This window comes from Pantoea sp. DY-15 (genome assembly GCF_019795935.1).
Classification (GTDB): domain Bacteria; phylum Pseudomonadota; class Gammaproteobacteria; order Enterobacterales; family Enterobacteriaceae; genus Pantoea; species Pantoea leporis.
Genome location: NZ_JAIMIF010000002.1, coordinates 254393 through 279696 on the forward strand (window position 1 = coordinate 254393; position 25304 = coordinate 279696).

The following is a 25304-nucleotide window of genomic DNA, read 5'->3' on the forward strand; positions in this document are numbered from 1 at the left end:
TTACGCCATGAATGGCGCCCCTGCGGCGTGATACTTACTGTTCTATGCTGGTCAGCAACGCATTCTGAATAATTCTCTGTGCTTTCAGCGGGTTTTGCTCACGCTGCGCTTCCTGCAATGCGGCGATATCCAGTTTATCCAGCGCGCGATAAATATGTTTGAGGAAGCGAATCGACAGATTGGCGGCTTCAACATGATCTTCACGGAACGGGAATTGATCGAGCTGCCACACGCCGTCCCAGTTGTTGATCTTCAGCACATAGAAGAACTCAAAAATCTCGGTCATGTGCACGGTGCCGACCACCAGATCGTCATCCCAGCCGCGCAGGTTATCGTTGACGTCCATACCAAATAGGCGACCACGATCGATGATCAGTTGGGCGGAATCCGCTGGGGATTCGCCGGCAAACAGCGCATGACCAAAATCGAGCAGCACACCGACGTTATCCAGGCCAATGTCTTCGATGCCAAGCAGAGTACGCGCAGCAGAATCCCAGGTCATTTTCACGCGTGGTTCACGCGGTTTGTATTCTATAGCAAATTTGACGTCTGGATTGGCGCTCGCCAGTTCGCGCATGCCGTCTAGGGCCATCTTCCACAGGTTTTTATGGTCAACCTGGAACGGGTAATCCCAGCCATCCTGACCCGGCCAGACTTTCACGTAGTTGGCACCCAGCTCACGCACCACGGTGGCGGCTTCGTGCATTAAATCAAACGCCTGTTTGCGAATGGCGGCGTCAGGATTGGTGAAAGCACCGCGTGAGAAACGGCGCAGATAGATTTCCGGGGTGACGCCAATCGCTTTCAAGCCGGCATCGGCCAGCGCTTGTTTTACTTGGGCCACGGTTACGCCTGCGGTGAAAGGATAGGGCACATCAACGTAGGAAAGGTCTTCAACGCTGCCAGCGAGTTTGATCTGATCAAGAGTGCTGAGCGCCGGTCCGTAACCGTCTACGGCGTAGCGATCGATATAGTTGGCAAAGTGCCACAAGCCGGCACCGAATTTCGGATACGTGTAGGAACTCATTCGACCTTCTCCTCAGATGATTGCGTCATTGAATATATATTCACATATGGTTATATATTCCATTCTGCGCCTCAGCGTGCGCAGTTAACCAGCAATCATTGACGGAAATGCAACCGCAATCACACAAAATTCGATGCCATGCCCCTTTGTTCAAATTGGTTTGCTGTGATATCCCATCCGACTTAACCGGCTGAATAACTCTTTATTATTGGCGCAGTTGAGCTTGCGAATAATACTTTGCCGATGATGGCTGATGGTTTTACAACTGAGATGCAGCTTGTGCCCAATATCGGTGAGATTGCTGGTTTGTCCCAGCATGCGTAATAAGCCAAATTCGCGCGCTGAAAGGGTTTGTTTGGTGCGGCGAACACCCGCCGCGAACTCTGCAGACGACGGCAAACCTAACACAGCATCAGAAAGCTCTTTCAGGCTGCACTTTTTCGAAAGAAAGGTGACGCCGGGCAGCAGGCTGACCACGTAGCTAATGACGGCTTTTTCATGCAGATCGGTCAGCACAATAATCCGCGTGGCCGGCGATGAACGCTGAACTTTCAGCAGCAGTTCGGTGAAGAATTGTACGTCGCGACCATACGCGGTTAATTCACTTATGAGCAAATCCGTACCTGCAATCTTACTCAGCGCGGCATCCATATCGTCACTATCAATATTCTTAACCTGAATAAATTTTCCGGCAAAATAACGCGAAATCCCTTCAGTAATCCATTTGTTATTATCTACCAGCGTTAATGACAACATAGTTATCCCCATCCTTATTATGCTGGCATTAAAGCGCGATTGCGGCGTTATAAATATCGGACTGGGGAAGGGAGGTTTGTACGAAATTTCCGAAACTGGCGGTTGTGCATTTTTAGGGCGATCACTGCACTAATTGCTCACCATTTAATCTTTTGTTGCAACGCATTATCGATGTAATGGTCTTCATTGATACAGTTTTAGAGCCGCAATTGATGCGCGGTCATCTTACTGAGCTTGAGTGGCAGCTGGATACTTATCAAGCGTATCCGTATACAATTACGCAGGTTCAAGCACTTCAAAAAGCGAATTAACGTTGGAGGAATAATGCAATTAGAAACAACCCGACTGCAGCTGGAACCCTTTGAACACGCGCATTTTGACGGACTGCGGGCGATGGAGAACGACCCGGAAATTATGCGTTATATCAGTAATGGCGTAGTTAAAACGCCAGAAGAAACCCTGGCGAGTATTGAGCGAGTTCAATCGCGCTGGCAGCAGTACGGATTTTCCTGGTGGGCGATGCGGGAAAAAGCTTCTGGCGAAATCGTCGGTGCGGCTTGTCTGCAGCATCTAGCCAATCAGAATGGCGCGCCACTGGAAATTGGCTGGCGTCTGAATGCCAATCATCATGGGAAAGGTTTTGCGACAGAAGCCGCGCAGGCAATTATTAAATTTGCCGTCGAACAGGTTGGCGTAAAATATCTGGTCGCGGTCGCCGATCCAGAAAATGCTGCTTCGCAAAAGGTAATGCAGCGACTGGGAATGAGCTATAAAGCGATTGAGCAACACTACGATGTGCCTTGCGTGGTGTATGATCTTCATCTTTAGGCATTCGTGAACAAGTGCCATCAACGATTTATGACATATTCCGTTTCTGGTGATTTCACAGGAATGGAATATGAAACAGCACGATATTGGTTTTAGCCACATAGCGCTGCAAGTGAGAGATTTAGAACGCAGCATCGACTTCTATCAACGTTACGCAGGGATGCAGGTAATCCATGAGCGTGAACCAGGCATTGCAGAAGCGCAAAAAGTCGCATGGCTTTCTGACCTGACGCGTCCGTTTGCGCTGGTGCTGGTGCAATCTCAAACCACAGTAGATACGCCTTTGGGTCCGTTTGGTCACATTGGCGTTGCGTGCAACAGCAAAGAAGAGATTGATGCCAAAGTTATTTTGGCAGAACGCGAAGGCGTGTTACGCCGACCAGCGCAGCAATCATCCGCGCCAGTAGGTTATTGGGCATTCTTTGCCGATCCTGATGGCAACACGCTTGAGCTTTCATACGGCCAGCAGATTGGACTTGAGATTATTACCAGTCGCCTTTACGCAGGTATTTAATCAGAGCGTCACTCGAAAGGGTGATGTTTGAGTGCGTCGATGGACGCTTAATTTAACATAATCATGATTATGCGCACTTAAGTTGTGGGTGCTATTTGATAATGTCACTTTTTAGCTAGTTCATAATGTCACCCAGATATGGCGCTTTTGTCACCTTTTCTGGGAGATCTCTGCTGATGCTGGAGACCATGTCGAACAAAGAACTTCACCGCCTTCCCGTCATTCGGGCTGTTATTGAAAACGTATGCGTCGGCGTGATGCGGCTTCACAATTACAACTTACCTGACATCAAATAGGACTGTATATTTTTACTGGCCTCAAGATATTCATAGGAAGTCATTTCTATTTTATTTCCATCTATATCTTCAAAATAAACAGACATTGATACCTGAGGATCGCTTACGGTAAAAGGGATCGACCGCAATGACAGTATTTTCATCAACTCATGAAAATAGCTCGGTTTGATGTTGAAGGCCACAGTGTGGCCAGGTGAATGATGTTTTCTCTCGAAAAGCGAAAGTGCTGCTTCGTTATTTTTTATTACTAATGGTCCGCCCTGAGTAAACCAGAAAAGCAATGACTCATCGCGTATGAACCCTAGAACATCTTTATACCAGCCTTCCGCTTCAGCGATATTATTTACATAGATATGTACATGATCGATTCTTAATACAGACATAGCAACCTTATTAGCATCATTACTAGCAAGAAGAATCGGATATGCCCTTATATATTGCAAATAACTAAGCACTACCAGGCACAATATTTAACATAAACTCAGAACGGAGTTGATGCCAGGATTCGCCTTAAGGCATTGATGTTTCATGCAAGTGTCGCCAAATCACCCTGCCATCTTGATTTGCTTCAAACACGACTGTCGAAAAACGAAGTGTGGCAGCCTGAGCGCCAATTTTCTGGCGTTCTATATAGGTTACTGTTGCTCCACCTTCACTCTCAGCAACAATCTGCAAATCAGTAATTTCAATATCAAGGTTCGGTCGTGCACCACGCTGAGTGCGAAAGAAATTATTTAATTGGGTGAAGTTGAGTAATACACCGCCCGTAGTCATCATTGAATATGCCGGACTAAAACGAGCGAGTAGATTGTCACAAACTTCGTCATGCGCTTCTGCATTTCCCAACCAATTCTGTATCAACTCGTGCGCATCCATTACTTCCTTAAAATAACGATTCATTTTTGCTCCTGTTTTAAAGTGAAAATAACGTCGTGGTTAGCTATGCGAAAACAACATGCTATGGGTATAACAGCGCTGCATGCGACTAACATAAAGCACAAGTGATAGGCTTGATCTAATGGCAGCGTGAAGTCGGTAATAATATTAAACAAAAGACTGACCAAGGTAATGCCGAGACAGAAACTGAGTTGACGATTGATATTCCAAAGTGCGCTGGCATCAGCAAGATCAGCATCTGCTATTTGAATGAAAGCTGTACTTTGTGCCGTGCTGCTGCATAAACTCCCCCCGAATCCCATCAGTGCGAAAGCCAATACACAAATCACCACATCAGCACCATGTCCTGTCAATGCCATCAGGCCCATGCCCGTTGCCTGAACGAGGCAGCCCGTGATAAATAGCGGACGTGGCCCAAGTGTATTAAAGCTTTTACCGGTCAACGTAATCGCCGCAAACGATGCCAGTGACCATGGCAGCATCATAGCTCCCACCAATGAGGCATTCATCCCAAGCTGGTTTTGCAGATAGAGCATGGCGATCATACTCACTCCCATAAATAAACCCGGTATGAATTGGTAGATCAGCATTGCGGTCAGTAAGAGAGGATCCTTCATCAGACGCAGGTTAAGAAGTGGATTGGTTTTCTTCATGGCATTCCATACATAACCGCCCATGATAATTGAACCTATTAACAGCATCAGCCCACCCTGGTGAAAGTGCTGAGATTCACCAAGATATGACAGTCCAAGAAGTATCAAGGTCAATCCTGTGCAACCGCCTATCAAACCCACTGCGTCCAGACTCTCGTGATTTTCGCTCTGTTGGTCAGGTTTGAGCCAGCATGCTGCCAATATCAGGGTGATTACTGACAGCGGTACACTGGCCAAAAATACCCAACGCCAGCTGATGCTTTCAACCAGTATCCCGCCGATAGCCGGCGACAGCGCAGGTGCCAGTAACGCTACCAGCATCACAGCAGAAGATAATCTTGCGCGTTCATGACTTTTATACAACGCATAGGTCATGGTCTGGCCCAGTGGAATCAACAATCCGCCGCCGATCCCCTGCAGCCCTCGCCAGGTAATCAACTGCGATAGCGATGAAGACAATCCCACACCACAACTCCCAATAATGAAAATCATCAGGGAAGCCATAAACAGACGCTTGATGCCGATACGTTTAGACAGCCAACTGCTGAGCGGTATGACCAGCGTAAGAGCCAGAATGTAGCTGTTACTTATCCACGCCAGTTGATTCACCGGTGAGTCAAACTCACGACTAATTTCAGGGTAAGCAACATTGGCGATAAACATATTCACCAGGTCGATAAAAAATCCGAGCAAATACACACAACCTACACGCACACGATAAGTCATCTTTTTCTCATCAAAACAGCATAATGCGCGAATTATAAGAACATTATTTATCAGGATAAATGCGCATTCCGTTGTTATACTGTCAAAGATATTTTGACAGTCACATTCTCTAATCGGAGTAATTGATGATTAATCTGCAGCGTCTTGAGATGTTTGTTGCGGTAGTAGAAGCCGGTAGTTTTACCGGAGCAGCACAGACGCTGGGGCTGACTAAAGCGGTGGTGAGCTTCAATATTAAACAACTTGAAGCGGAGCTGGGTGTCTCTTTACTGACTCGTAGTACCCGGCGAGTGTCTGTCACGGATAGCGGAGAACGATTTTATCATCGTTGCCGGCAACTCCTGCAGGATGCTGAGCACCTCCTCGATGAAGTACGCGGCGATCATTCTGGGTTGGTAGGTTTATTGCGCATTACCACGACACCCGAGTATGGAGCGCGTGTGATAGTGCCAGCAATGGCGGAATTTTCATCCAGACATCCACAACTGCGCATCCAGCATGTTTCATCATCGAAGAATGACGACCTTATTTCCGGGCGTTTCGATGTGGCAATCCGGCTTGGTCAACTTGCCGATTCCAGTCACCATGCAAGGATTATCGATCGCTTCGATATCTTCCCCGTCGCTTCACCTGCCTATCTTCACACCATGGGAGAATGTCCCATCACCACTCTGGCTCAACTCGCTGATGCGAAATGGATTGCACATAGTCGCCTGTCAACGCCATTAAGTTGGCAAGTTTCAACACCCGAAGGTGAGAGCGTAGTTTTCAACGTACATAGTCCTGCCATGATCGTGGCTGACAACGCTGCTTCGCTCTTGGCTTTTGCTCTTGGAGGGGCTGGCGTTGCCCTCTTACCTGCCTGGCTTGTGCAGGAAGAGTTGCGCCTGGGGAATTTGATCCAACTACTGCCAGATCATCATTTTCCCCGTCAAGGAATTTATGCGCTTTACCCCAACACGCGCCATGTACCTGAAAAAGTACGAGCGTTCATCGATTTTTTACAGAGCAGAGTTGGAAGCCCCCAAGAAAACTGATGTGAGGGAGCATCAAACGACTCAATGCCCATGCACCGTCAACCCCACCAACCGAACCACAATCGGGCGCACTACCAGTATGCAAACAAAAGCCGCAGGCATCGCAACCTGATATGCATTCATCACATTTTCCATATAATGCGGCCCGATGCCAAATTCGGCGAAGGTAATGACCAGGCTCATCAGAAACGCCATGATTGTCGCCATATACAGCGCGAAGATGTAAGGTGAAACGTGCTTTGGCAGGCGTAGACGAGCACTACTTTTCTCGGTTGCTGTTGTCATAGCGTGATCCTTTTCAGTAAGTTTAAGCAAAACAGCCGCTAACCTATCAAGTGAATCAGGATGCGAGTAGAACGCTTCTGCTTTAATCATTATTAAGTAACAGTAACGAATCACGCATTGAGGGATCTATGGATTTACTGGGGTTGATCAACACTTTTATTCGCGTAGTTGAGAACGGCAGCATTGCCGCCGCCGCGCGGGCGAAAGGAATGAGTCCAGCAGCGGTAAGCCAAAGTGTAGCGCGTCTGGAGACACATTTGGGTGTGCGTCTGCTTTCGCGCACTACCCGCAGCATGACGTTAACCGAAAGCGGTAAACGCTATTTCGAAAAAGTCCGACATATTCCCCATGATATTGACCTTGCCTCGCAGGCCGCAGCGATTGAAACCAAACCGCAGGGCCCACTTTGCATCGCCACCACGGCGGCCTTTGGCAGGCACGTTCTTGCCCCACTGATGCCCGCTTTTAAACAAACTTACCCGGATATTGATATCGAACTGATCAGTACCGATCGCAATGTTGACCACCGCCTGGAAGGCGTTGACGTCAGTATTCGTATTGAGGCGCAACTGAACGATCAATTGATCGCCCGCAAAATTGCCTCATTACCCTTTATCTTCTGCGCGGCACCCTCTTATCTGGCGCGTGCGGGCATCCCTAAAACGCCTGAAGAGTTGAGCCAGCACGCCTGTTTGGTTTTCCGCTATCCAACCGATGGACGCTTTCTTCCGTGGACGTTTGTGGTCGATGGCCAGCCGGTGAACGCAAAGCTCAATCCAGAGTTCATCAGCGACGATATTGATATCATTGCGAAAATCGCCGAAAACGGCGGTGGCATTGCCCGGCTGGCGAGTTTTATTGCTCAGCCGTTGCTCGAGAGTGGTCAACTAATACTTTTATTCCACTCAGATCAAGGTGAGAAAAGCGACGTAGTGGCTTCACCGATGAATATTTATGCTTGCGTCAACGAGCGTTCGGCGCTGAATGCAAAGGTAAGAGCGTTTATTGCCTTTCTGGAACAACAACTCGCCGATCGTATTGATTAACTCTATAATATTGGGTGTTAAAGTCATTTTTGGACGATAAACCACAATATGCTGGATTTAACTCTCAGTAAACCCGAAGAAATCGTGAAGCTGTTATGTGGACGTTTACGTAAAGAGCGTCTGGCACAGCGGATGACGCAGGCAGATGTCGCGGCCAGGGCGGGAATTGGCGTGAATACAGTTTCCAATCTGGAAGCGGGTCGTAACGTCGGCTTTGAAAACCTGGTGAAAGTGGCGATGGTGCTCGGCCGGGTTAACGAGCTGGAAGCGCTGTTTGCCCCGCAAATCGATAGTCTCGATGACCTGCTGCGCTACGAAAAAAACGCCAGCCGCAAGCGGGTGAAAAGGAGCAATGCAGATGGTGAGTAAAGTCGATGTCTGGTACGACGGCTGGGGAGAACGCTTCCACTGGGGCACGCTGGCCTCCTCGACCGCCCTTACCGGCCGTCCGGTGATTATGTTTGAGTACAGTGAAGCGGCGGCTCGGCGCGGTCTGGAACTCGCCTCCTTTACTTTGCCTCTGAAAGGTCCCCGATTACGCAGAGACTTCCCTGCTCATCAGTTGGGTTTGCCCGGCCCGGTCTATGATGCGTTACCCGATGGCTGGGGTATGTCGCTGATGGATCGCCTGTTCCGCCAGCGCGGGCTTAACGCCGCACGCATCGGCCCGTTAGAACGGTTAACTTATGTAGGCAACAACGCGATGGGTGCGATGTCGTTTGAACCGTCGCAACCGGAAGCTGATGAACGGCCAGATAACATTGCGCTGGACCAGCTCTCGGCCGAAGTCCAGCAGGTGCTGGACGGCGAAGGCGGAGAATTTCTGCAACGATTGCTGCAGATGGGCGGCTCACCGCAAGGTGCAAGACCTAAAGCCCTACTCTATCGCGATCCCGTCAGCGGGGGCTTCACCACCGCGGCCTCAGCAGAGTTAGAAGCCTGGTTGATAAAGTTTCCGGCGCGGCAGGAACATCCTGAGGTGTGTGCCATTGAAGCTGCGTATGCGCAGTGCCTGCGTGACTGCAACATCAGCACGCCAGATACCGCTTATTTTGCCTTGCCGAACGGTCAGGCGGCTTTCGCTTCACGACGTTTTGACCGTCAAAACGGGTTGCGCATTCCCATGCAGAGTCTGGCGGCGTTTACCGGCGCAAACTACCAATCACCCGGCGCACTGGATTGCACCAATTTTCTGCGCGCCACCCAACTCTGCACCAATGATGTCAGGGAAAAAGAGCGCGCATTTGAAAGAGTGGTGTTCAACGTTGTTTTCAATAATCGAGACGATCACCCTAAAAACTTTGCCTGGATCATGTCCGCCAGCGGGCAATGGCAGCTGGCACCGGCTTATGATGTGACTTATTGCGAAGGTCCGGGTGGCTATCATCAGATGGATGTAATGGGTGAAGCGCTGGATATTAAACGCGCTCACCTGTTAGCGCTCGGGCAACAGGAAACTGAACTCACGCCAGCGCAGGCAGGCGATATCATCGATAATTACAGTTCGGTTGCATCTGGCTTTGCCCGCAAAGCGGCCGATTTGTTCCCAGAGCAAATCACTGCGGAAACGCTGCGCTTTCTCCAGGCGCGCATTGACGAAAACATCAAAAACCTGGCGAAATAGTTAGCCGCTGCGGCCCTGGAGAAGCGCCGTTTTCGCGGGCTATTCACCGCCCTAACCTGCTTTTATTACTTCCGCTCATAAACCCATTTAGTGATTACGGATAATGCTTTCGCAGATGCCGACTATGCTTACCCTTCTAAAACCATACAAAAATAAGTTGTACCCCAACATTTAACCCTTTTACTGGAGATTTGGCATGAGCAGCCAACACTTAACAACACCTTTGCCGTCAAAGGTGCCGATCAGCTTCAAAGTCAACGGCATACAGCAGCAATTAGAGGTCGATACCCGCACCACGCTGCTGGATGCATTGCGTGAACATCTGCATCTGACCGGCACTAAAAAAGGCTGCGATCACGGCCAGTGTGGCGCCTGTACAGTGATGGTCAACGGACGTCGCATCAACGCGTGCCTGACCTTAGCGGTAATGCAGCAGGATGCAGAAATCACCACCATTGAAGGTTTAGGAAATCCGGATGAGCTTCATCCCTTGCAGGCGGCGTTCATCAAACATGATGGTTACCAGTGCGGCTACTGCACGCCTGGCCAAATATGTTCATCGATGGCGGTGCTGGAAGAGATCAAAGCGGGCATTCCCAGCCACGTCACCCACGATCTGGTTTCCGCGCCCAACGTGACTGCGGATGAAATTCGTGAGCGCATGAGTGGCAATATCTGTCGCTGCGGTGCCTATTCCAACATTCTTGCGGCGATTGAAGAGTACGCGGAGGGCCTGGAATCATGAAAGCCTTCACTTACCAGCGGGTCAAAACCCCGGCTGAAGCCGCTACCAGCGCCCAGCAACATACCAATGCCAAATTCATCGCCGGCGGCACCAATCTGCTCGATCTGATGAAACTGGAGATTGAGACGCCTGCGCATCTTATTGATGTGAATGGGCTTGAGCTGGACAAAATCGAGGCCACAGCCGATGGCGGATTACGCATCGGCGCATTGGTGCGTAACACCGATCTGGCGGCCGATGCGCGTATTCGCCGCGATTATGGCGTGCTGTCGCGCGCGTTAGTGGCTGGCGCTTCCGGCCAGTTACGTAATCAGGCGACCACCGCAGGGAATCTGCTGCAGCGCACGCGTTGCCCCTATTTCTATGACACCAACCAACCGTGCAACAAGCGTTTGCCCGGCAGCGGCTGCGCGGCGCTGGATGGCTTCAGTCGCCAGCATGCGGTGGTCGGAACCAGCCAGGCCTGTATCGCCACGCATCCTAGCGATATGGCGGTGGCGATGCGTTTGCTGGATGCGGTAGTAGAAACGGTCAGCCCGGATGGGCGAGAGCGCAAAATCCCGATTGCTGAATTCTATCGTGCGCCTGGCAATACGCCGCATCTGGAAACCGTGCTCACTCCTGGCGAGCTGATTGTGGCCGTTTCACTGCCGGCTCCGCTGGGCGGCACGCACATTTACCGCAAGGTGCGCGACCGCGCGTCTTACGCTTTTGCGCTGGTCTCTGTTGCCGCCATCATTCAGCCGGATAAATCCGGTCGCGTGGCGCTCGGTGGCGTGGCACATCAGCCGTGGCGGCTGGAAGAGGCGGATAACGCGGTGATTCAGGGCGCGCAGGCGGTGAGCGATCGGCTGTTCGCCACGGCGCAACCCACCGCTGAAAACGAGTTCAAGATCATTCTGGCGCAGCGAACGCTCGCTTCCGTATTGGCAGAAGCGAGAGGATAACGCATGAAATTCGAAAAACCCGCAGGCAACAACCCGATTGATCAGCTCAAAGTGGTCGGTCAGCCACTCAATCGTATCGACGGACCGCTGAAAACCTCCGGCCTGGCGCATTACGCCTACGAATGGCATCGCGAAGCGCCCGATGCGGCATACGGCTATGTGGTCGGCGCGCCGATCGCCAAAGGAAAAATCACCGCCATTGATGTGCAGGCAGCGCAAAATGCGCCGGGCGTGTTAGCGGTGGTGACGGCTAAAAACGCGGGAAAACTGGGCAAAGGCGATAAAAATACCGCTCGCCTGTTGGCGGGCGACACCATCGAACACTATCACCAGGCCGTCGCATTGGTCGTGGCGGAGACGTTTGAGCAAGCGCGTGCAGCGGCGAGTTTAGTGAAGGTGGATTATCAGCGTGAGCGCGGCGCTTATGATCTCGCGCAGCAAAAGCCGGACATTAACTCCGCGCCCGAAGATACGCCAGATAAGTCCGTGGGTGATTTCGCCGGTGCGTTTGCTGCAGCTGACGTCAAGCTGGATGCGTACTACACCACGCCGGACCAAAGTCACACCGCGATGGAACCGCACGCCTCGATGGCGACGTGGCAAGGCGACAAACTCACCGTCTGGACCTCGAATCAGATGATTGACTGGTGCCGCACCGATCTGGCCGCCACGCTCAACATGCCGATGGAGAAGATCCGCATCGTGTCGCCTTACATTGGCGGCGGCTTTGGCGGCAAGCTGTTCCTGCGCAGCGATGCGGTATTAGCGGCGTTGGGTGCGCGCGCGGTAGAGCGTCCGGTCAAAGTGATGCTGCCGCGGCCATTGATCGCCAATAACACCACACATCGACCGGCCACCATTCAGCACATTCGCATTGGCACCGATAAAGCCGGCAAGATTCAGGCCATCGCGCATGAAAGCTGGTCGGGGAACCTGCCGGGAGGCACACCTGAAACCGCCGTGCAGCAAACGGAACTGCTGTACGCCGGTGCTAACCGCTTTACCGGATTACGACTGGCGACGCTGGATCTGCCCGAAGGTAACGCCATGCGCGCACCGGGTGAAGCGCCTGGACTGATGGCGCTTGAAATTGCCATCGATGAAATAGCGGAAAAAGTGGGCATTGATCCGATTGCCTTCCGCATCCTCAATGATACGCAGGTCGATCCGGCCAAACCCGAGCGCCCTTTTTCACGCCGCCAGCTGGTTGAGTGCCTGAATACCGGCGCCGAGCGCTTTGGCTGGTCACGACGCAACGCCAAACCGGCAATGGTCAAAGAGGGACGCTGGCTGGTCGGCATGGGTGTTGCGGCCGGTTTTCGTAACAACATGGTGGCGCCTTCCGGTGCGCGTGTGCATCTCGACAATAAAGGCATCATCACCGTTGAAACCGACATGACCGACATCGGCACCGGCAGCTATACCATCCTCGCGCAAACGGCGGCGGAGATGATGGGCGTGCCGATCGAGCGTGTGGCGGTTCGTTTAGGCGATTCAGACTTCCCTATTTCTGCCGGTTCCGGCGGCCAATGGGGCGCGAACACCTCAACATCCGGCGTTTACGCCGCCTGCGTGAAATTGCGTGAAGCGGTCGCCAGCAAACTGGGCTTTGATGCGCAACGCGCTACCTTCAGCTACGGTCAGGTGCATGACGGAAACCAGAGCGCGCCGCTCGCCCAGGCCGCCGCCGAAGCCACCATCACCGTGGAAGACACCATCGAGTTTGGCGATCTTGATGAGCAATATCAGCAATCCACCTTTGCCGGACACTTCATTGAAGTCGGCGTGGACATCGCCACCGGTGAAGTGCGCGTGCGGCGCATGCTGGCGGTTTGTGCCGCCGGACGCATTCTCAATCCCAAAACGGCGCGTAGCCAGGTGATTGGTGCCATGACGATGGGACTTGGCGGCGCGTTGATGGAGGAGCTGTTCGTCGATGAACGCCTCGGTTACTTCGTCAACCACGATATGGCGGGCTATGAAGTGCCGGTCCACGCCGATATCCCACAGCAGGAAGTGATTTTCCTCGATGACACCGATCCCATCTCTTCACCGATGAAAGCAAAAGGCGTGGGTGAACTGGGCTTGTGCGGCGTCAGCGCGGCAATCGTCAATGCCATTTACAACGCCACCGGCGTACGCGTGCGCGACTATCCGGTGACGCTGGATAAGTTACTTAAAGGCTTGCCTGCCCTTGTCTAAAGTTGAGGAGAAGCGCATTGCAGCAGCTACTGATTGATGACGATCTGCAACCGCAGATCAAGCCGCAGCAGGCTTTGCAGACCGATGACAGTGAAAGCATCCTGCGCTTCGCGCTTGAAGCAATGGAGGCAGATTCCGCTGCCGTGCTGGTCACGCTGGTTGAGATTCGCGGTGGCGCGGCGCGGGCATTGGGTGCGCAGATGGTGGTGCGGGAAGATGGCCGCTATTGCGGCTATGTTTCCGGCGGCTGCGTGGAAGCGGCGGCGGCTTATGAAGCGTTGCAAGTTATCGCCACTAGCAAAGATCGCTTTGTGAGATATGGCGAAGGATCGCCTTATCTGGATATTGTGCTGCCCTGTGGCGGCGGCATCACGCTGGCTTTCCATCAGCTACGTGACGCGCAACCGCTTAGAAACGTGCTGGATTTGCTGGCAAAGCGTCAACCCGCAGCGCTGCGCTATCTGCCGACGTTTCAGCGGCTGGCGAGCGCTGCTTGCACTGAGATGACCGGCTGGCAGGAGGATGCCTTTATCACCGGCTATCTGCCAAAAACACGCGTGGCGGTATATGGACGTTCAGTCGAAGCGTTGGCGACGGCGTCGATTGCGCAGGCCGCTGGTTACGAGGTGCTTTCTGGCGAGGATGTGCAGGCGCAGGCCGTTGATCCCTTCACGGCGGTGATTTTGCTGTATCACGATCTCGATCGCGAACTCCCAGTGCTTCTGGCAGCGCTGCGTTCTGCACCCTTCTATATCGGAGCATTGGGAAGTCGGCGCACGCATGCAACGCGTATTAAGAAATTGCTGTCGCTAGGGTTTAGTGAGGAAGAGATTGCGCGTATCAAAGCGCCGATAGGCATCTTTGCCCAGGCGCGCGATGCGCGCACGCTAGCGCTATCAATTGTCGCGGATGTCGCGGCGGCTCGGCTCAACGTGGTTTAGCCACCACATCGAAATCGCGCTGTACAGCAGCATCCGCTTCAAAGGTGACCAATAAGCGCGGTTCCAGCAGCGCTCTGGCACCTTCATCGCCCTGCAAATTGCGTAACGCCTCAGCGTAGCATCCAGCAAACCCGACCGGATGGCCGGGTTTGCCTTTATAGGTAAGACGCACCTGCGCCGCGCCCTTTTCTAACGCCTCTTTTACTTGCCAATAATGATCCACCGTTAGCCACGGCATATCTCCCAGCGTAATGATCCATCCGTTCCAGTGAGCGGTCATCGCCACGCCCGCCGCAATGGATTCGCCGCTGCCGCCACTTTCACACAGCACAAGCTGCACGCCTGCCTTTACTGCATGCTGACGCACCGCCAGATAGTCGGGACGCGTTACCAGCGCCACCGGCAACCCGCTCAGCTTTGCCTGTTCGATCACCGTTTCAATTACCGCCGGCGCATCGTCGCCCATGCTGGCCAGCAACTTATTGCCGCTGCCGCCGCTGGCGATATAACGCGAACCTTTACCTGCCGCGAGGATGAGAATGCCGGGCGTTGCTGAATCCATAGAAGTTTTAAGCCTTGCGTTACCATCGATTGTTAATGAAATTATAGTTAATTATATGATTTATAATAGATATTAACAAAAAACAGCCAATCCAAATTAGATTGACTTCAATCTAATTTATGTCAATATATTCACGTTTTTCAGTCTTAACGACTGCAACTCTGCCTTAAAAATAGTGGTGATATGAAAGAGTTAAACGATGAAGTTTGCTGTGTAGGTCCTGAGAGTGAAGCGCCGGTGACTGTCGACCAGTTTCTCTGCTTCGCGCTCTATTCCGCGTCCCTTGCGATGACCAAACTTTATCAGTCGCGACTGAAACCACTGGGTTTGACCTATCCGCAGTATCTGGTGCTGCTGGCGCTGTGGGAAAAAGACCATGTCACCGTTTCAGAATTGGGCGCGCGCGTGCAGCTGGATTCAGGCACGCTCAGCCAGCTTTTAAAGCGATTGGAGCAGGCTGGCATTATCAGTAGAAAACGCGATGTCGGTGGCGATGAGCGCAGAGTGTTGATCTCCGTCACTGAGCAGGGACAAGAATTAAAGATCGCGGCGGCCGGCGTTCCGGCTGACATGGTGTCAGTGATGGATACGCCTTATGAAGAACTGGCCGATCTCACTGCACGTGTAACCACGCTGCGCCAGAAACTGATCAATGCCCTGCCCTGAGGGCGCGAAATAATACATTCCTATGAATGCTTTGGAGCAAGCTGAAAAATGTTAATTAGCAAAGGGATTAAGGAGAAGGTGATGTCAGACGAGAAAGCGGAAAATATGGATGACATTCATGCTGTCATTGGTCACGCCGTGTCATGCCTGCTTAAATCCGATCAACCTTTGCAACTTGATCACATTACTGCGCTATTGAAGCAGCAAGAAGAAGCCGCGCCCGTTCAGCTCAAGCAGGATTATGTCAACGCGATGAGTAAGATTGCGGAAAAGTGTTTAGCATCGTAATCAGTGCTTTTTCTCATTCGGGATATTAGCATGCTTCTCACTACTGAAATCTTGTCCGTCGCGTTGCGTGCTGGTCCTGACGCTATGATTTCTGACATCCGCCAGTGCGCGTTGGCAGGCAACTCGCCTGTAGCTTTCCTCTTCTGTTTCCGCCATCTCTTCAAGTTTGGCTATCAGCGCCGCAGAGGATACTGCAACCTGGTCTTCTAAAAGAGCAAGCAGCGCCTCACCAATCATTCGGTCCTTCATCTGTTCATCGTAACTGCTGGTCATTTAATTCTCTGTGTAGTCATATTTACTCAAGCTTAAGAGTTATTAACCAATGGCGTTGTTATCTTGAGAAAATCAACGTGCGTCAGTCAGGTTAAGAGAAAACAATTGTTTTGTAAAATCCAATCTAATTCAGCAGCGCTATCAGCAAGTCTTGCCGCATAAAAAATGATCGCCGCGGCGCGATGACATTCCCCGATAAAAACAAGCTCATCCAACTTGATTAAAGATAAGAAAAGTCTTAGTGGCCTCGCGTACGTTTTCATGGCGAATAATCACCACAGGAAATAAATAGTATGAAAGCCGCAAACCCTGCTTTTCTCACCTCACTTTGCCTTACTGTTATCGGTTAGGATGCAGCGAAATTGAAAATCTATCAGTTCAGAAAATTCACTTTTAATGTGAAGAATCATGAAGTCACCTGCGACGGCAAGATGATGGCGGAGATAGCCACCACCGACTCTGCGCGTGTTATGCAAGGCGATGGATTAACCGTTATTTTCTATCACTATTTTCCGGAAAAAGCGGCGGTGATGGAGGATGGCCAGTTTGTCGATTGGGCCAGACTGAAACGTTAACGATGATGCGGGCAGCAAGGAGGCTGCTTCTCTTCTACAAACCTGATAAACACTCGCTAGCGCATTCCATTAGTCTGTGACTTTTATCAATGATTAATAATGTTAAATAAGCCGATTAAAAAGCGTTCACTAAACCGCATTAGGGTATTTCGTTAAAATATCTTTGTTTACAGTTTATAACGGTAGGATTTATTCCACTTACTACACTGGAAGCGTGTATTTACACGCTATTAACTTTATAAGGAATAAATCCAGTGCGTAAATTTTCTCTGATTGTATTAACTGCGGGCGTGCTGCTGTCGGTCACTTCTCAGGTCGAAGCGAAGGGCTGCATCAAAGGAGCGGTTGTCGGCGGCGTGGCGGGCCACGTGGCGCATCACGGCGTTGCGGGTGCAGCAGCGGGTTGTGCGGTTGGTCACCATATGGCGAACAAAAAGCAGAAAGAAGCGGACAGCAAACAGCAGCAATCTAAGTAATTCCCTGAGCTGCCTGTGCAAACAGGCAGCTGTAACACGCGTTATAAACGTTTTTGCGAATCCGCATCAAACAGCATCGCGCGATCCGCATCAATGGTCACAGGCAGAATATCCCCCGCCTGTGCGCCAGAACGTTGCGTGGTGAATAGCATGATGTCATGCCCCAACAGCGATCCATGAATCAGCTCGGATAATCCCGTCGGCTCCACCAGCGACACTTCTAACGGCAGCGCATTCATCGCGCCCGCTTCAGCAATCGCCACGTTTTCGGGGCGGATACCGTAAATCACCGCTCGCCCAGCCTGATGCTGCGACCAATGCTGATTCAACGGCAGCTGTGCGCTATCGCCAATACGCAAGCCCTGCGCGGTCATCATGCCATTGATGAAGTTCATTGATGGCGAGCCAATAAAGCTGGCGACAAACTTGTTCGCCGGTGTGTCATACAGCTCGAGCGGCGTACCGACCTGCTGAATAACACCGTTGTTCAGCACCACAATGCGATCCGCCAGCGTCATGGCTTCAACCTGATCGTGCGTCACGTACACAATGGTGTTGTTCATCTGCTGGTGCAGCTTCTTGATCTCGACGCGCATCTGACCGCGCAACTGTGCATCCAGGTTCGACAGCGGTTCATCAAACAGAAACACCTGCGGCTGACGCACGATGGCGCGTCCCATGGCCACACGCTGCCGCTGACCGCCGGATAACTCTTTGGGTCGGCGATCAAGCAGATGCGTCAGGCTGAGAATTTCCGCCGCACGCCTCACCTTCTCTTCAATTTCCGCGCGCGGACGCTTCTGAATTTCCAGGCTGAAGCCCATATTGCGCGCCACAGTTAGATGCGGATAGAGTGCGTAACTTTGAAACACCATCGAGATATCGCGATCTTTGGGTGCCACATCGTTCATCAGCTGGTTGCCGATACGAATATCGCCGCCGGTCGCCAGCTCCAGTCCGGCGATGGTGCGCAGCAGCGTCGATTTGCCGCAGCCGGAAGGTCCCACCAGTACCACGAATTCGCCGTCTTTGATGGTGAGGTTAATATCGCGCAGCACTTCAACGTTGCCATAGCGCTTGTCGATCTGTTTGAGCGTGATTTCAGCCATGATTTACCCCTTAACCGCACCGGCGGTGAGTCCCTGAACCAAATAGCGTTGAATAAAGGCGAAGAACAGACAGGCCGGGATCAGCGCCAGCACCACCGCCGCCATCATCTCGCCCCAGGAAACGGCAAATTTCGACACAAAGCTGAGCAGTCCAACCGGGAAGGTCATCACTTCGTTTTTGTTGATCAGCATCAGCGAGAACAGCAGCTCGCTCCACGCTGCGGTAAACACAAAGCCCAATGTGGCCGCCATGCCCGGCAAGGTTAGCGGCATCAGCACGCGATACAGCGCCTGAAAACGCGTGCAGCCTTCCAGCATCGCCGACTCCTCCAGATCTTTGGGAATCGCATCAAAGAAGGATTGCATCAGAAAGGTGGCAAACGGCACGTTGAACGCGGTGTAGATCAGAATCAGCCCCAGCAAGCTGTTGGTCAGGCCCAGCGGCGCCATCACCTTGTAAATCGGCGCGATGATCATCACCAGCGGAAACATCTGCGTGAACAGCAGCAGCCCGGCGATCAGCACTTTGCCGCGAAACTGAAAGCGCGAAAAGGCATAACCGGCCGCAGCGGCAATCAGCGTGATAAGAAACGCGGTGCTAAACGAGACAATCAGGCTGTTGGTAAAAAAGGTCGGGAAATCACTGTCGGTCAGCACTTTTTTGAAATGACCAAAGGTCACGCCGCTCGGCAGCAGCGTAACGCCCTGACTAAACAGCAGTTGGTCCGGCGTCAGCGAGATTTTGATGATCCAATACAGCGGAAACAGCGCGAACAGCAGATACGCCGCAATACTCAGGCGATGGCCAATCAGCGGTAAGAGTCGCATCGTCGCCTCCTATTTCAGCAGCTGATGACGGATGCGCAGCAACACCAGCGCATAACAGGTCATCAGCAGTAACAGAAACACCGCCATCGCTGAGGCATAGCCAAAGTCGAGCTTGCGATAGGCGGTGGTGAAGATGTAGCTGGAGAGAATCGAGGTCGATCCCGCCGGACCGCCATCGGTCATCACCACAATGAGGTCGGCAAAATTGGCGATCCAGATGGTGCGCAGCATCACGGTGATAGCGATCATCGGTGCCAGAAACGGCAGCGTGACGCGACGAAACTGCTGCCAGCCGCTGGCACCGTCAATCGAGGCCGCTTCGTACAGGTCTTTGGGAATCGACTGCAGCGCCGCCAGCAGCGTGATGGCAAAGAACGGAATGCCAAACCAGACGTTGGCAATCACCGGTCCCCACATAGCCAACTGCGGATCGGACAGAATGTTATACGGCTCACTCAGCACGCCCAAATCGCTCAGCCACTGCGGCAGCGGCCCGACGACAGGATTGAACAACCATGACCAGGTCAAGCCAGAGAGAAATGCCGGCACCGCCCACGGCAAGAACACCAGCGCCTGCACCCAACGGCGAAAACGGAATTCACGATTGAGCAGCAGCGCCAGCGCCAAACCGAAAAAGAACTGCAGCAGCAGCGAGCTGAGCGTCCAGTTCAGCGTGTGGCCCAGCGCTTTGAAAAAGCGCCGGTCATCAAACATCTCGCTGAAGTTATCCCAGCCGACCCAACCGGTCTCCAGCGGATTCAGCAGGTTAATGCTCTGAAACGCGTAGGAGATGCCGATCGCCATCGGCACAAAGATGAACAAAGCGATCAGCAACAGGCCAGGCGAGAGATACCACCACGGCTCAGCCAGCCGACTCCAGCGGAGGCGGCGGCGCGCCGGACTGTTGGGCAGAGAAGCATCAAGCATCATAATCACACTCCGCGTGGTTAAAGGTTACTGCGTAGCAAGCCAGGCTTTCTGCTCTTTGCTGAGATAGTTCGCCCAATCTTTCACCATGCTTTCGGTATCGTTCTCACCCAGCAAGGTTTCCTGGCTGCTCTCTTTCACAATCACCGAGTTGAAATAGCCCCAGCCTTTGAGATGGGTTGGCATGGTGAGTGGCACATAGTTAGGATCGTTCAGCTCTTTGAACCAGCCGGCGAACTGCGGCGTTTGGTAAAACGGGTCTTGCTCGGCACCTTTGTAAATCGGCAGCGTGCCGACGAATTTTGACCATGCGAGGTTGTTGGTTTTGTCACTGAGGAAGGTAATCAGCGGCCAGGCGAGATCCTTCTGTTTACCCTGCTTGAACATCGACCAGCCGGTATAGCCAATGGTCGGGAAAGCTTTGCCTGACGGGCCAACCGGCATCGGAGCCACAGCGAAATCATCGGCCGCCATGCTGTTTTTAATGGCGATCAGCGCGTCGGGATCCTGATCGAGCATTGCGCATTTACCTGAATAGAAGCCCGAAACGATCTCATTGAAGCCCCAGTTAACGCTGTCTTTCGAGGCGCCGCCCTTTTGATACATATCCACCAGCAGCTGCGCGCCTTTCATCGCACCCGGCTCGGTCAGCGTGCTGTTACCTTGTTTATCGAAGAACTCCGGCGAACCGTTCATCGCCGCCATAAACATCATCCAGGCGTTGGTGCCGCCCACGCCACCGCGCATGCAGTAGCCGCTGATGCCATTCCCCAATTTGCTGATGCGCTGGGCATCGCTGGCGAATTCCTCCATGGTTTTGGGCGGTTCACTCAATCCTGCCTGCTGGAACAGCTTTTTATTCCAGAACAGCGCGCGCAGATAAAAGCCGTACGGCACCATGGTGGCTTTGCCGTTGGCGGCGCGCGCCATGGCCAGCGTTTTATCGGTGAGCTGTGGCGTGGCATCCCAGCTTTTCAGGCGCGGCTCGAGGTCTTCCAGCATATTGTTACTGGCATACAATCCTTGCCAGGTATCCGGCATTTCCACCACATCCGGCACCTGACCGCTCTGCAGCATGGTGCCGAGCTTTTCAAACGCCTGGCCCCACGGCAGTGAAATCAGCTCAATCTCCGTGCCGGGATGCTGGGTTTTATACTCATCGAGCATTTTTTGCAGCAGCGCGGTGCGCGGCGGGCTGGTAATCACTTCCACTACGGTAAGCTTGGCGGCGAGGCTGCTCATCGCTGCACTCAAACCCACGGCTAACACTAATGCTTTCACGGCAAAACGTTGCGTCATGACTTTTCTCCAGTGAGTGATTACGCGCGATTCGCGCTGGCAAGGGCTTGCTGCAAATCGGCCCACAAATCGTTGGTCTCTTCAAGGCCGACCGAGATGCGGATCAGGCGTGGCGAGATGCCGAAATCCACCGCCGAGTTAAATTCACTGGCCTGATTGATCACCGAAATCGCCGGCATCACCAGACTCTCAAATCCGCCCCAGCTCACGCCCATGTGGAACAGCTCCAGCGCGTTGCAAAGCTGTGGAATATCCACCTGCTCCGCCACCTCAAAAGCAAACAGACCGCTGTAGCCGCGTAAGGTGGACCACGACTGCGGTTTCAGCCCCGGATGGCAGACGTCGGTCACCAGCGGGTGCTCTGCCAGTTTCTCGGCAATGGTCAGCGCGCTCTGGTGATGTTGTTTCATGCGCAGCGGCAGCGTGCGCAGGCCGCGCATCAGCAGCGACGCTTCATGCGCCGAGAGTTTGCCGCCGAGGTAAGGGCTGATGTGACGGGTGATATTGTTGATGTGCTGCTGGCTGGCGATCACCAGTCCAGCCACCACATCGCTGTGGCCGCTGATATATTTCGACGCCGAGTGCACCACGATATCGATGCCGCACAGCAGCGGCTGCTGGAAAATCGGTGAAGCCCAGCTGTTATCGATAATGCTGACCACGCCCGCTTCGCGCGCCATCGCGCCGAGCTTATTCAGATTCTGTTCGCTCATCACCCAGCTTGAGGGACTTTCCAGATACAGCAGGCTGGCATCGGTTAAAGCTGCACGAATTGCGGCTTCGTCATCACCATCGACGAACTCGGTAACGATGCCAAACCGCTGGCAGAAGCCGCGCAGAAAGCGGTAGGTATCGGGATAAACGTGATTAACGCACACCACTTTTTTACCCGGCGCCACCACGCTGAGAATCGCATTGCTGATCGCCGCCATGCCGCTGCCAAAAGCCAGACAGGCTTCGCCGCCCTCCAGCGCCGCCATCTTGTCCTGCAGCGCTTTTACCGTCGGGTTATCGACGCGCGAATAGAGCGGCTGATCGCTCTCGCCACGAAAGCGCGCGATCATGCTGTCGTAATCGCTGAAGGTAAACAGCGAAGACTGGTAAATCGGCGTGGTGACCGCGCCCATTTCATGGCGTTGATCGTGGGTGAGCAGCGTTTGTTGCGGAATCGACTTATCGTTTGGCATTAATTACATCCTTCATGTCGCGTTCGGTGATATCGAGAATTTGATGGCAGATGGCTCGCGCCGCCGCGCAATCGCGCTGGCGGATAGCGTCGAAGAGTTCACGGTGCAGCGGGAAAGAGTCCGAAAACAGCGCCTGTTCCGGCGGTGATTCGAAAAATGCATGAAATGAGTCATAGATGCCGTTGAGCATTTGCAGCAGCAATGGATTCCCCGCAGCGCGATAGATGCTGGCGTGAAACGCCCAGTCTTCCGCACCGGCAGAACCAATCGCCAGATGCACTTTCTCCATCTCATTAAGACGTTGCTCGATTTCGATCAGATCGTCTGGCGTGGCGCGTTGAGCCGCCAACACGCAGGATTCCGATTCGATGATGCGACGCACTTCCAGCGCGTGCAGCATGTTGGCCGAGTCGTTTTTAAAGCGCAGCGATAAGAAGCTGTCGTTAACGCCCACTTCCGCCTGCAAAAAAGTACCGCTGCCCTTTTTACGCAGAATAATGCCTAGCGCTTCCCAGCGTTTGAGTGCTTCACGCACCGTATTGCGGCTGACGCCAAGCTTCTCCGCCAACACCCGTTCCGGCGGCAAGCGACTGCCGGGCTGCGCACCCGACTGCGCCATATAACGTGTTAGCGCATCGAGGATCAGCGTATCGCTACGCGGCGTGGTAATAGGATGAAGTTCAACCGGTATCTGCATCGCATGGCCTTAATTGGTCCAACATCTCTACCAATCGAATAGCAACGCGCGTGCCAGTTTATTAATACGCTGAATTAGATGAATTTTGGGCGGGGTAATAAGTGGACGTTATGAGTTTTGCTGGTGCAAATCGGGAGATTTGCACCAGATGGGTACGTGGCAAGAGTGCTGAACAACTTGAAAGGGATTTAGCCGCGAGCAACTAACACGCTTTTATTTATTTAAAACCTGCCAGCGTTTATAGACGTCGAGCGCTTGCGGACGAGGCTGATATGTCATCGGCAACCGGCGTTGCTCAATCGGCTTACTGTATTCAGTGTAAAAGGTGTCCAGTTCGAAGTATTTACGATCGTCACGGTAATATGTCGAATACTCTTCGCGTTTGGTGATGTATATCACCTGCTTTGGACTGCAATAATAGAGTGCCCCCAGACACATTGGACAAGGGCTGGCGAGAATGTAAATGTCGCAGTCAGTGAGGTTTTCGCTGCCTGATTCACGGCAGGCTTCGCGGATGGCCAGTATTTCAGCGTGAGCCGTGGGATCATTTGTCTGTGCGACCTGGTTTGCGCGCTCAGCGATTACCTTGCCATCGCGAACAATGACTGTTGCAAATGGGCGACCGCCCTCTTCAACGTTTTTCATTGCTAAATCAATCGTGCGTTGTACAAAATCCATTCGTTCCTCGCTTGTATACATAATTAACCATGACATGTTGAGCCTGGTTCAGTTTTGTATAATGCGAAAGCGATGAGCAGGCTAAACGTATACGATTTAACCGTTGAATGAGTAAAAGTTTATTTCTGATGGCGGTGATGGGCAGCACCGCCTTTAGAAGAGTAATAATCTTAATCGCAAGCTCGCATTTTTAAGACTTATTACTGAGGACTACCATTGATGAGGGTTACGCAAAAATTCTGCCTGGCTCGGCAAAATTTCAAGATCCCGTTTTCTACAAAAAACCTGCGACGGCATATTTCCTGTTAACGGCGCAATGTCACGCAGTTTCATTTCACGATTAACTTTAGGTAACCACTCTTCGAACTGTTTCGCGTAGGAATCCGCCAGATTTTTATCATGGGTGCGCCCGACAAAAAGCTTACTTTTAGCGAGACGGGAAATGTCCGTCGCATATATTTCGTAGAGATCGCCGCACTGTACAATTTCAATTGCGGTGAAATGCATATTGGGCCAGAAACTCACTTTTGCTGAAAAATTGCTGTAATTCATAAAATATCACTTATTGTTGGATTTATCTGTGTGCCAGATTATTCTGGTCGGGCCAGTAATTATAACGCCATTCTCATGGCCTGATACTGTCAGATAAATCCTGAACTTTTAAAAATGAATCGGTTTAAAACCCACGTTCTTAATTATGGGAGATTATCTTAACTGAAAAAGCCGTCATCATCCGGCGTCTTTCCTACCACGATTTGCAGCGTATTCCGCAGGCAATCCTGGAAAATCACATCATTGGTGCTCTCAAGCTCTGCCAGCAGATAGGCAATAATGCTCTTATTGGTAACGGTTTTTTTATCTTTTATGATAGCGGTGATAATTGAACCCAATATTTCGGCCTCAGATTTCAGTTTTACAGAACCACAATTGAAATAGGCGATAAAATCGGTACTGATATTCATTTTTTGCATGCGTTTCCCCTGGCGACGTTAGTGCCAGCACTTTATGGAGTAATAAAAAATTAATGGAATAGTCTGAAAAATGAGATCGCAAATGATCTCGTTAAGCTGATTGAATTTAATAAAAGGGGAATATTGTTAATTTTAGAGAAAATGTCTATCAAGAGAGCCTGCTGACGTTTACATTGAGTAGCGTGGGTTTCGGGGTGAAAGAAGTTATGTCACCACTTGATCACAAAAATATACAAACACGTAA

General features: G+C 52.0%; 31 protein-coding genes. 14 read left to right on the forward strand and 17 right to left on the reverse strand.

Translation table 11 applies throughout. The features are described 5' to 3' along the window. Nucleotides 1–34: 34 nt before the first annotated feature. Nucleotides 35–1027 (reverse strand): sugar phosphate isomerase/epimerase, encoded by a 993-nt coding sequence (locus tag K5Y32_RS09850; RefSeq protein WP_222183291.1) that lies wholly within the window; start codon nucleotides 1025–1027, stop codon nucleotides 35–37. Nucleotides 1028–1177: 150 nt separating this feature from the next. After that, nucleotides 1178–1783: a response regulator transcription factor gene (locus K5Y32_RS09855; protein ID WP_222183293.1), complete on the reverse strand. Its 606-nt coding sequence runs from the start codon at nucleotides 1781–1783 to the stop codon at nucleotides 1178–1180. Between the two features lie 324 nt (nucleotides 1784–2107). Between K5Y32_RS09855 and K5Y32_RS09860 the strand changes: the two genes are divergently transcribed. Further along, nucleotides 2108–2611: a GNAT family N-acetyltransferase gene (locus K5Y32_RS09860; RefSeq protein ID WP_222183295.1), complete on the forward strand. Its 504-nt coding sequence runs from the start codon at nucleotides 2108–2110 to the stop codon at nucleotides 2609–2611. Nucleotides 2612–2681: 70 nt separating this feature from the next. Then, nucleotides 2682–3125, forward strand: a complete 444-nt coding sequence (locus K5Y32_RS09865) for a VOC family protein (RefSeq protein WP_222183297.1) — start codon at nucleotides 2682–2684, stop codon at nucleotides 3123–3125. Between the two features lie 271 nt (nucleotides 3126–3396). On the opposite strand, the gene K5Y32_RS09870 is transcribed toward K5Y32_RS09865, so the two are convergent. From K5Y32_RS09870 to K5Y32_RS09880, 3 genes are all read right to left on the reverse strand, one after another. Further along, complete coding sequence (locus tag K5Y32_RS09870; protein ID WP_222183299.1) at nucleotides 3397–3804, reverse strand: VOC family protein; 408 nt, start codon at nucleotides 3802–3804, stop codon at nucleotides 3397–3399. A 127-nt stretch (nucleotides 3805–3931) separates the two neighbouring features. Next, nucleotides 3932–4321 carry a DUF4440 domain-containing protein gene (locus tag K5Y32_RS09875; RefSeq protein WP_222183301.1) on the reverse strand — a complete coding sequence of 130 codons (390 nt, stop codon included), beginning with the start codon at nucleotides 4319–4321 and terminating at the stop codon, nucleotides 3932–3934. Further along, the gene (locus tag K5Y32_RS09880) at nucleotides 4318–5697 is read right to left on the reverse strand and encodes an MFS transporter (RefSeq protein WP_222183303.1); all 1380 of its coding nucleotides are present in this window, start codon (nucleotides 5695–5697) and stop codon (nucleotides 4318–4320) included. Before K5Y32_RS09880 ends, K5Y32_RS09875 begins: the two co-directional genes overlap by 4 nt. Before the next feature lie 125 nt (nucleotides 5698–5822). On the opposite strand from K5Y32_RS09880, the gene K5Y32_RS09885 reads away from it, so the two are divergent. Next, nucleotides 5823–6734 carry a LysR family transcriptional regulator gene (locus tag K5Y32_RS09885; RefSeq protein ID WP_222183305.1) on the forward strand — a complete coding sequence of 304 codons (912 nt, stop codon included), beginning with the start codon at nucleotides 5823–5825 and terminating at the stop codon, nucleotides 6732–6734. 21 nt (nucleotides 6735–6755) lie between these two features. On the opposite strand, the gene K5Y32_RS09890 is transcribed toward K5Y32_RS09885, so the two are convergent. Beyond that, nucleotides 6756–7019, reverse strand: coding sequence for a DUF2798 domain-containing protein (locus K5Y32_RS09890; protein WP_210080329.1), 264 nt, complete (start codon nucleotides 7017–7019; stop codon nucleotides 6756–6758). Between the two features lie 128 nt (nucleotides 7020–7147). Between K5Y32_RS09890 and K5Y32_RS09895 the strand changes: the two genes are divergently transcribed. The 7 genes from K5Y32_RS09895 (at nucleotide 7148) to K5Y32_RS09925 (ending at nucleotide 14524) form a co-directional block, all read left to right on the forward strand. After that, on the forward strand, nucleotides 7148–8065 hold the full coding sequence (locus tag K5Y32_RS09895) for a LysR family transcriptional regulator (RefSeq protein WP_222183307.1): 918 nt from the start codon (nucleotides 7148–7150) through the stop codon (nucleotides 8063–8065). A 48-nt stretch (nucleotides 8066–8113) separates the two neighbouring features. Beyond that, nucleotides 8114–8434, forward strand: coding sequence for a helix-turn-helix domain-containing protein (locus K5Y32_RS09900; RefSeq protein ID WP_176972443.1), 321 nt, complete (start codon nucleotides 8114–8116; stop codon nucleotides 8432–8434). After that, nucleotides 8424–9689, forward strand: coding sequence for a type II toxin-antitoxin system HipA family toxin (locus K5Y32_RS09905; RefSeq protein WP_222183308.1), 1266 nt, complete (start codon nucleotides 8424–8426; stop codon nucleotides 9687–9689). Before K5Y32_RS09900 ends, K5Y32_RS09905 begins: the two co-directional genes overlap by 11 nt. Nucleotides 9690–9885: 196 nt before the next feature. Beyond that, nucleotides 9886–10434 carry an aldehyde dehydrogenase iron-sulfur subunit PaoA gene (paoA, locus tag K5Y32_RS09910; RefSeq protein ID WP_222183310.1) on the forward strand — a complete coding sequence of 183 codons (549 nt, stop codon included), beginning with the start codon at nucleotides 9886–9888 and terminating at the stop codon, nucleotides 10432–10434. After that, on the forward strand, nucleotides 10431–11381 hold the full coding sequence (locus K5Y32_RS09915; protein ID WP_222183312.1) for a xanthine dehydrogenase family protein subunit M: 951 nt from the start codon (nucleotides 10431–10433) through the stop codon (nucleotides 11379–11381). Before paoA ends, K5Y32_RS09915 begins: the two co-directional genes overlap by 4 nt. Before the next feature lie 3 nt (nucleotides 11382–11384). Beyond that, nucleotides 11385–13583: an aldehyde oxidoreductase molybdenum-binding subunit PaoC gene (gene paoC, locus K5Y32_RS09920; RefSeq protein WP_222183314.1), complete on the forward strand. Its 2199-nt coding sequence runs from the start codon at nucleotides 11385–11387 to the stop codon at nucleotides 13581–13583. 17 nt (nucleotides 13584–13600) lie between these two features. Beyond that, a complete protein-coding gene (locus tag K5Y32_RS09925) occupies nucleotides 13601–14524 on the forward strand; it encodes an XdhC family protein (RefSeq protein ID WP_110866895.1) in 924 nt (307 codons plus the stop codon). Here the strand turns inward: K5Y32_RS09925 and K5Y32_RS09930 are convergent. Beyond that, the gene (locus K5Y32_RS09930; protein ID WP_222183316.1) at nucleotides 14511–15086 is read right to left on the reverse strand and encodes an NTP transferase domain-containing protein; all 576 of its coding nucleotides are present in this window, start codon (nucleotides 15084–15086) and stop codon (nucleotides 14511–14513) included. The two genes, K5Y32_RS09925 and K5Y32_RS09930, sit on opposite strands and share 14 nt — an antisense overlap. Before the next feature lie 183 nt (nucleotides 15087–15269). Here K5Y32_RS09930 and K5Y32_RS09935 point away from each other — a divergent pair, with 183 nt between their 5' ends. Both K5Y32_RS09935 and K5Y32_RS09940 read left to right on the forward strand, forming a co-directional pair. Then, nucleotides 15270–15752: a MarR family winged helix-turn-helix transcriptional regulator gene (locus K5Y32_RS09935; protein WP_101761502.1), complete on the forward strand. Its 483-nt coding sequence runs from the start codon at nucleotides 15270–15272 to the stop codon at nucleotides 15750–15752. A gap of 81 nt (nucleotides 15753–15833) precedes the next feature. Continuing rightward, the gene (locus K5Y32_RS09940) at nucleotides 15834–16040 is read left to right on the forward strand and encodes a hypothetical protein (protein ID WP_101761503.1); all 207 of its coding nucleotides are present in this window, start codon (nucleotides 15834–15836) and stop codon (nucleotides 16038–16040) included. Here K5Y32_RS09940 and K5Y32_RS09945 read toward each other — a convergent pair whose 3' ends face one another. Next, the gene (locus K5Y32_RS09945; RefSeq protein ID WP_222183318.1) at nucleotides 16041–16313 is read right to left on the reverse strand and encodes a hypothetical protein; all 273 of its coding nucleotides are present in this window, start codon (nucleotides 16311–16313) and stop codon (nucleotides 16041–16043) included. Nucleotides 16314–16675: 362 nt separating this feature from the next. On the opposite strand from K5Y32_RS09945, the gene K5Y32_RS09950 reads away from it, so the two are divergent. Further along, entirely contained in the window at nucleotides 16676–16888 is a 213-nt protein-coding gene (locus tag K5Y32_RS09950) for a hypothetical protein (protein WP_222183320.1), read from the forward strand. A gap of 254 nt (nucleotides 16889–17142) precedes the next feature. After that, nucleotides 17143–17364, forward strand: a complete 222-nt coding sequence (locus K5Y32_RS09955; protein WP_101761506.1) for a hypothetical protein — start codon at nucleotides 17143–17145, stop codon at nucleotides 17362–17364. A 41-nt stretch (nucleotides 17365–17405) separates the two neighbouring features. Here the strand turns inward: K5Y32_RS09955 and K5Y32_RS09960 are convergent, their stop codons facing one another. The 9 genes from K5Y32_RS09960 to K5Y32_RS10000 form a co-directional block, all read right to left on the reverse strand. Beyond that, nucleotides 17406–18473, reverse strand: coding sequence for an ABC transporter ATP-binding protein (locus K5Y32_RS09960; protein ID WP_222183322.1), 1068 nt, complete (start codon nucleotides 18471–18473; stop codon nucleotides 17406–17408). 3 nt (nucleotides 18474–18476) lie between these two features. Further along, nucleotides 18477–19301 carry a carbohydrate ABC transporter permease gene (locus K5Y32_RS09965; protein WP_222183324.1) on the reverse strand — a complete coding sequence of 275 codons (825 nt, stop codon included), beginning with the start codon at nucleotides 19299–19301 and terminating at the stop codon, nucleotides 18477–18479. Between the two features lie 9 nt (nucleotides 19302–19310). Further along, nucleotides 19311–20231: a carbohydrate ABC transporter permease gene (locus tag K5Y32_RS09970; protein ID WP_192234862.1), complete on the reverse strand. Its 921-nt coding sequence runs from the start codon at nucleotides 20229–20231 to the stop codon at nucleotides 19311–19313. Between the two features lie 24 nt (nucleotides 20232–20255). After that, nucleotides 20256–21527, reverse strand: a complete 1272-nt coding sequence (locus tag K5Y32_RS09975; RefSeq protein ID WP_222183326.1) for a sugar ABC transporter substrate-binding protein — start codon at nucleotides 21525–21527, stop codon at nucleotides 20256–20258. A gap of 20 nt (nucleotides 21528–21547) precedes the next feature. After that, on the reverse strand, nucleotides 21548–22714 hold the full coding sequence (locus tag K5Y32_RS09980) for a PLP-dependent transferase (protein WP_222183327.1): 1167 nt from the start codon (nucleotides 22712–22714) through the stop codon (nucleotides 21548–21550). Then, nucleotides 22701–23411 (reverse strand): FadR/GntR family transcriptional regulator, encoded by a 711-nt coding sequence (locus K5Y32_RS09985; RefSeq protein ID WP_222183329.1) that lies wholly within the window; start codon nucleotides 23409–23411, stop codon nucleotides 22701–22703. Before K5Y32_RS09985 ends, K5Y32_RS09980 begins: the two co-directional genes overlap by 14 nt. Nucleotides 23412–23624: 213 nt before the next feature. Next, nucleotides 23625–24089, reverse strand: a complete 465-nt coding sequence (locus tag K5Y32_RS09990; RefSeq protein ID WP_222183331.1) for a nucleoside deaminase — start codon at nucleotides 24087–24089, stop codon at nucleotides 23625–23627. 210 nt (nucleotides 24090–24299) lie between these two features. After that, complete coding sequence (locus K5Y32_RS09995) at nucleotides 24300–24641, reverse strand: hypothetical protein (RefSeq protein ID WP_101761514.1); 342 nt, start codon at nucleotides 24639–24641, stop codon at nucleotides 24300–24302. A gap of 158 nt (nucleotides 24642–24799) precedes the next feature. Further along, nucleotides 24800–25060 carry a biofilm/acid-resistance regulator YmgB/AriR gene (locus tag K5Y32_RS10000; RefSeq protein ID WP_101761515.1) on the reverse strand — a complete coding sequence of 87 codons (261 nt, stop codon included), beginning with the start codon at nucleotides 25058–25060 and terminating at the stop codon, nucleotides 24800–24802. Between the last annotated feature and the right edge of the window lie 244 nt (nucleotides 25061–25304).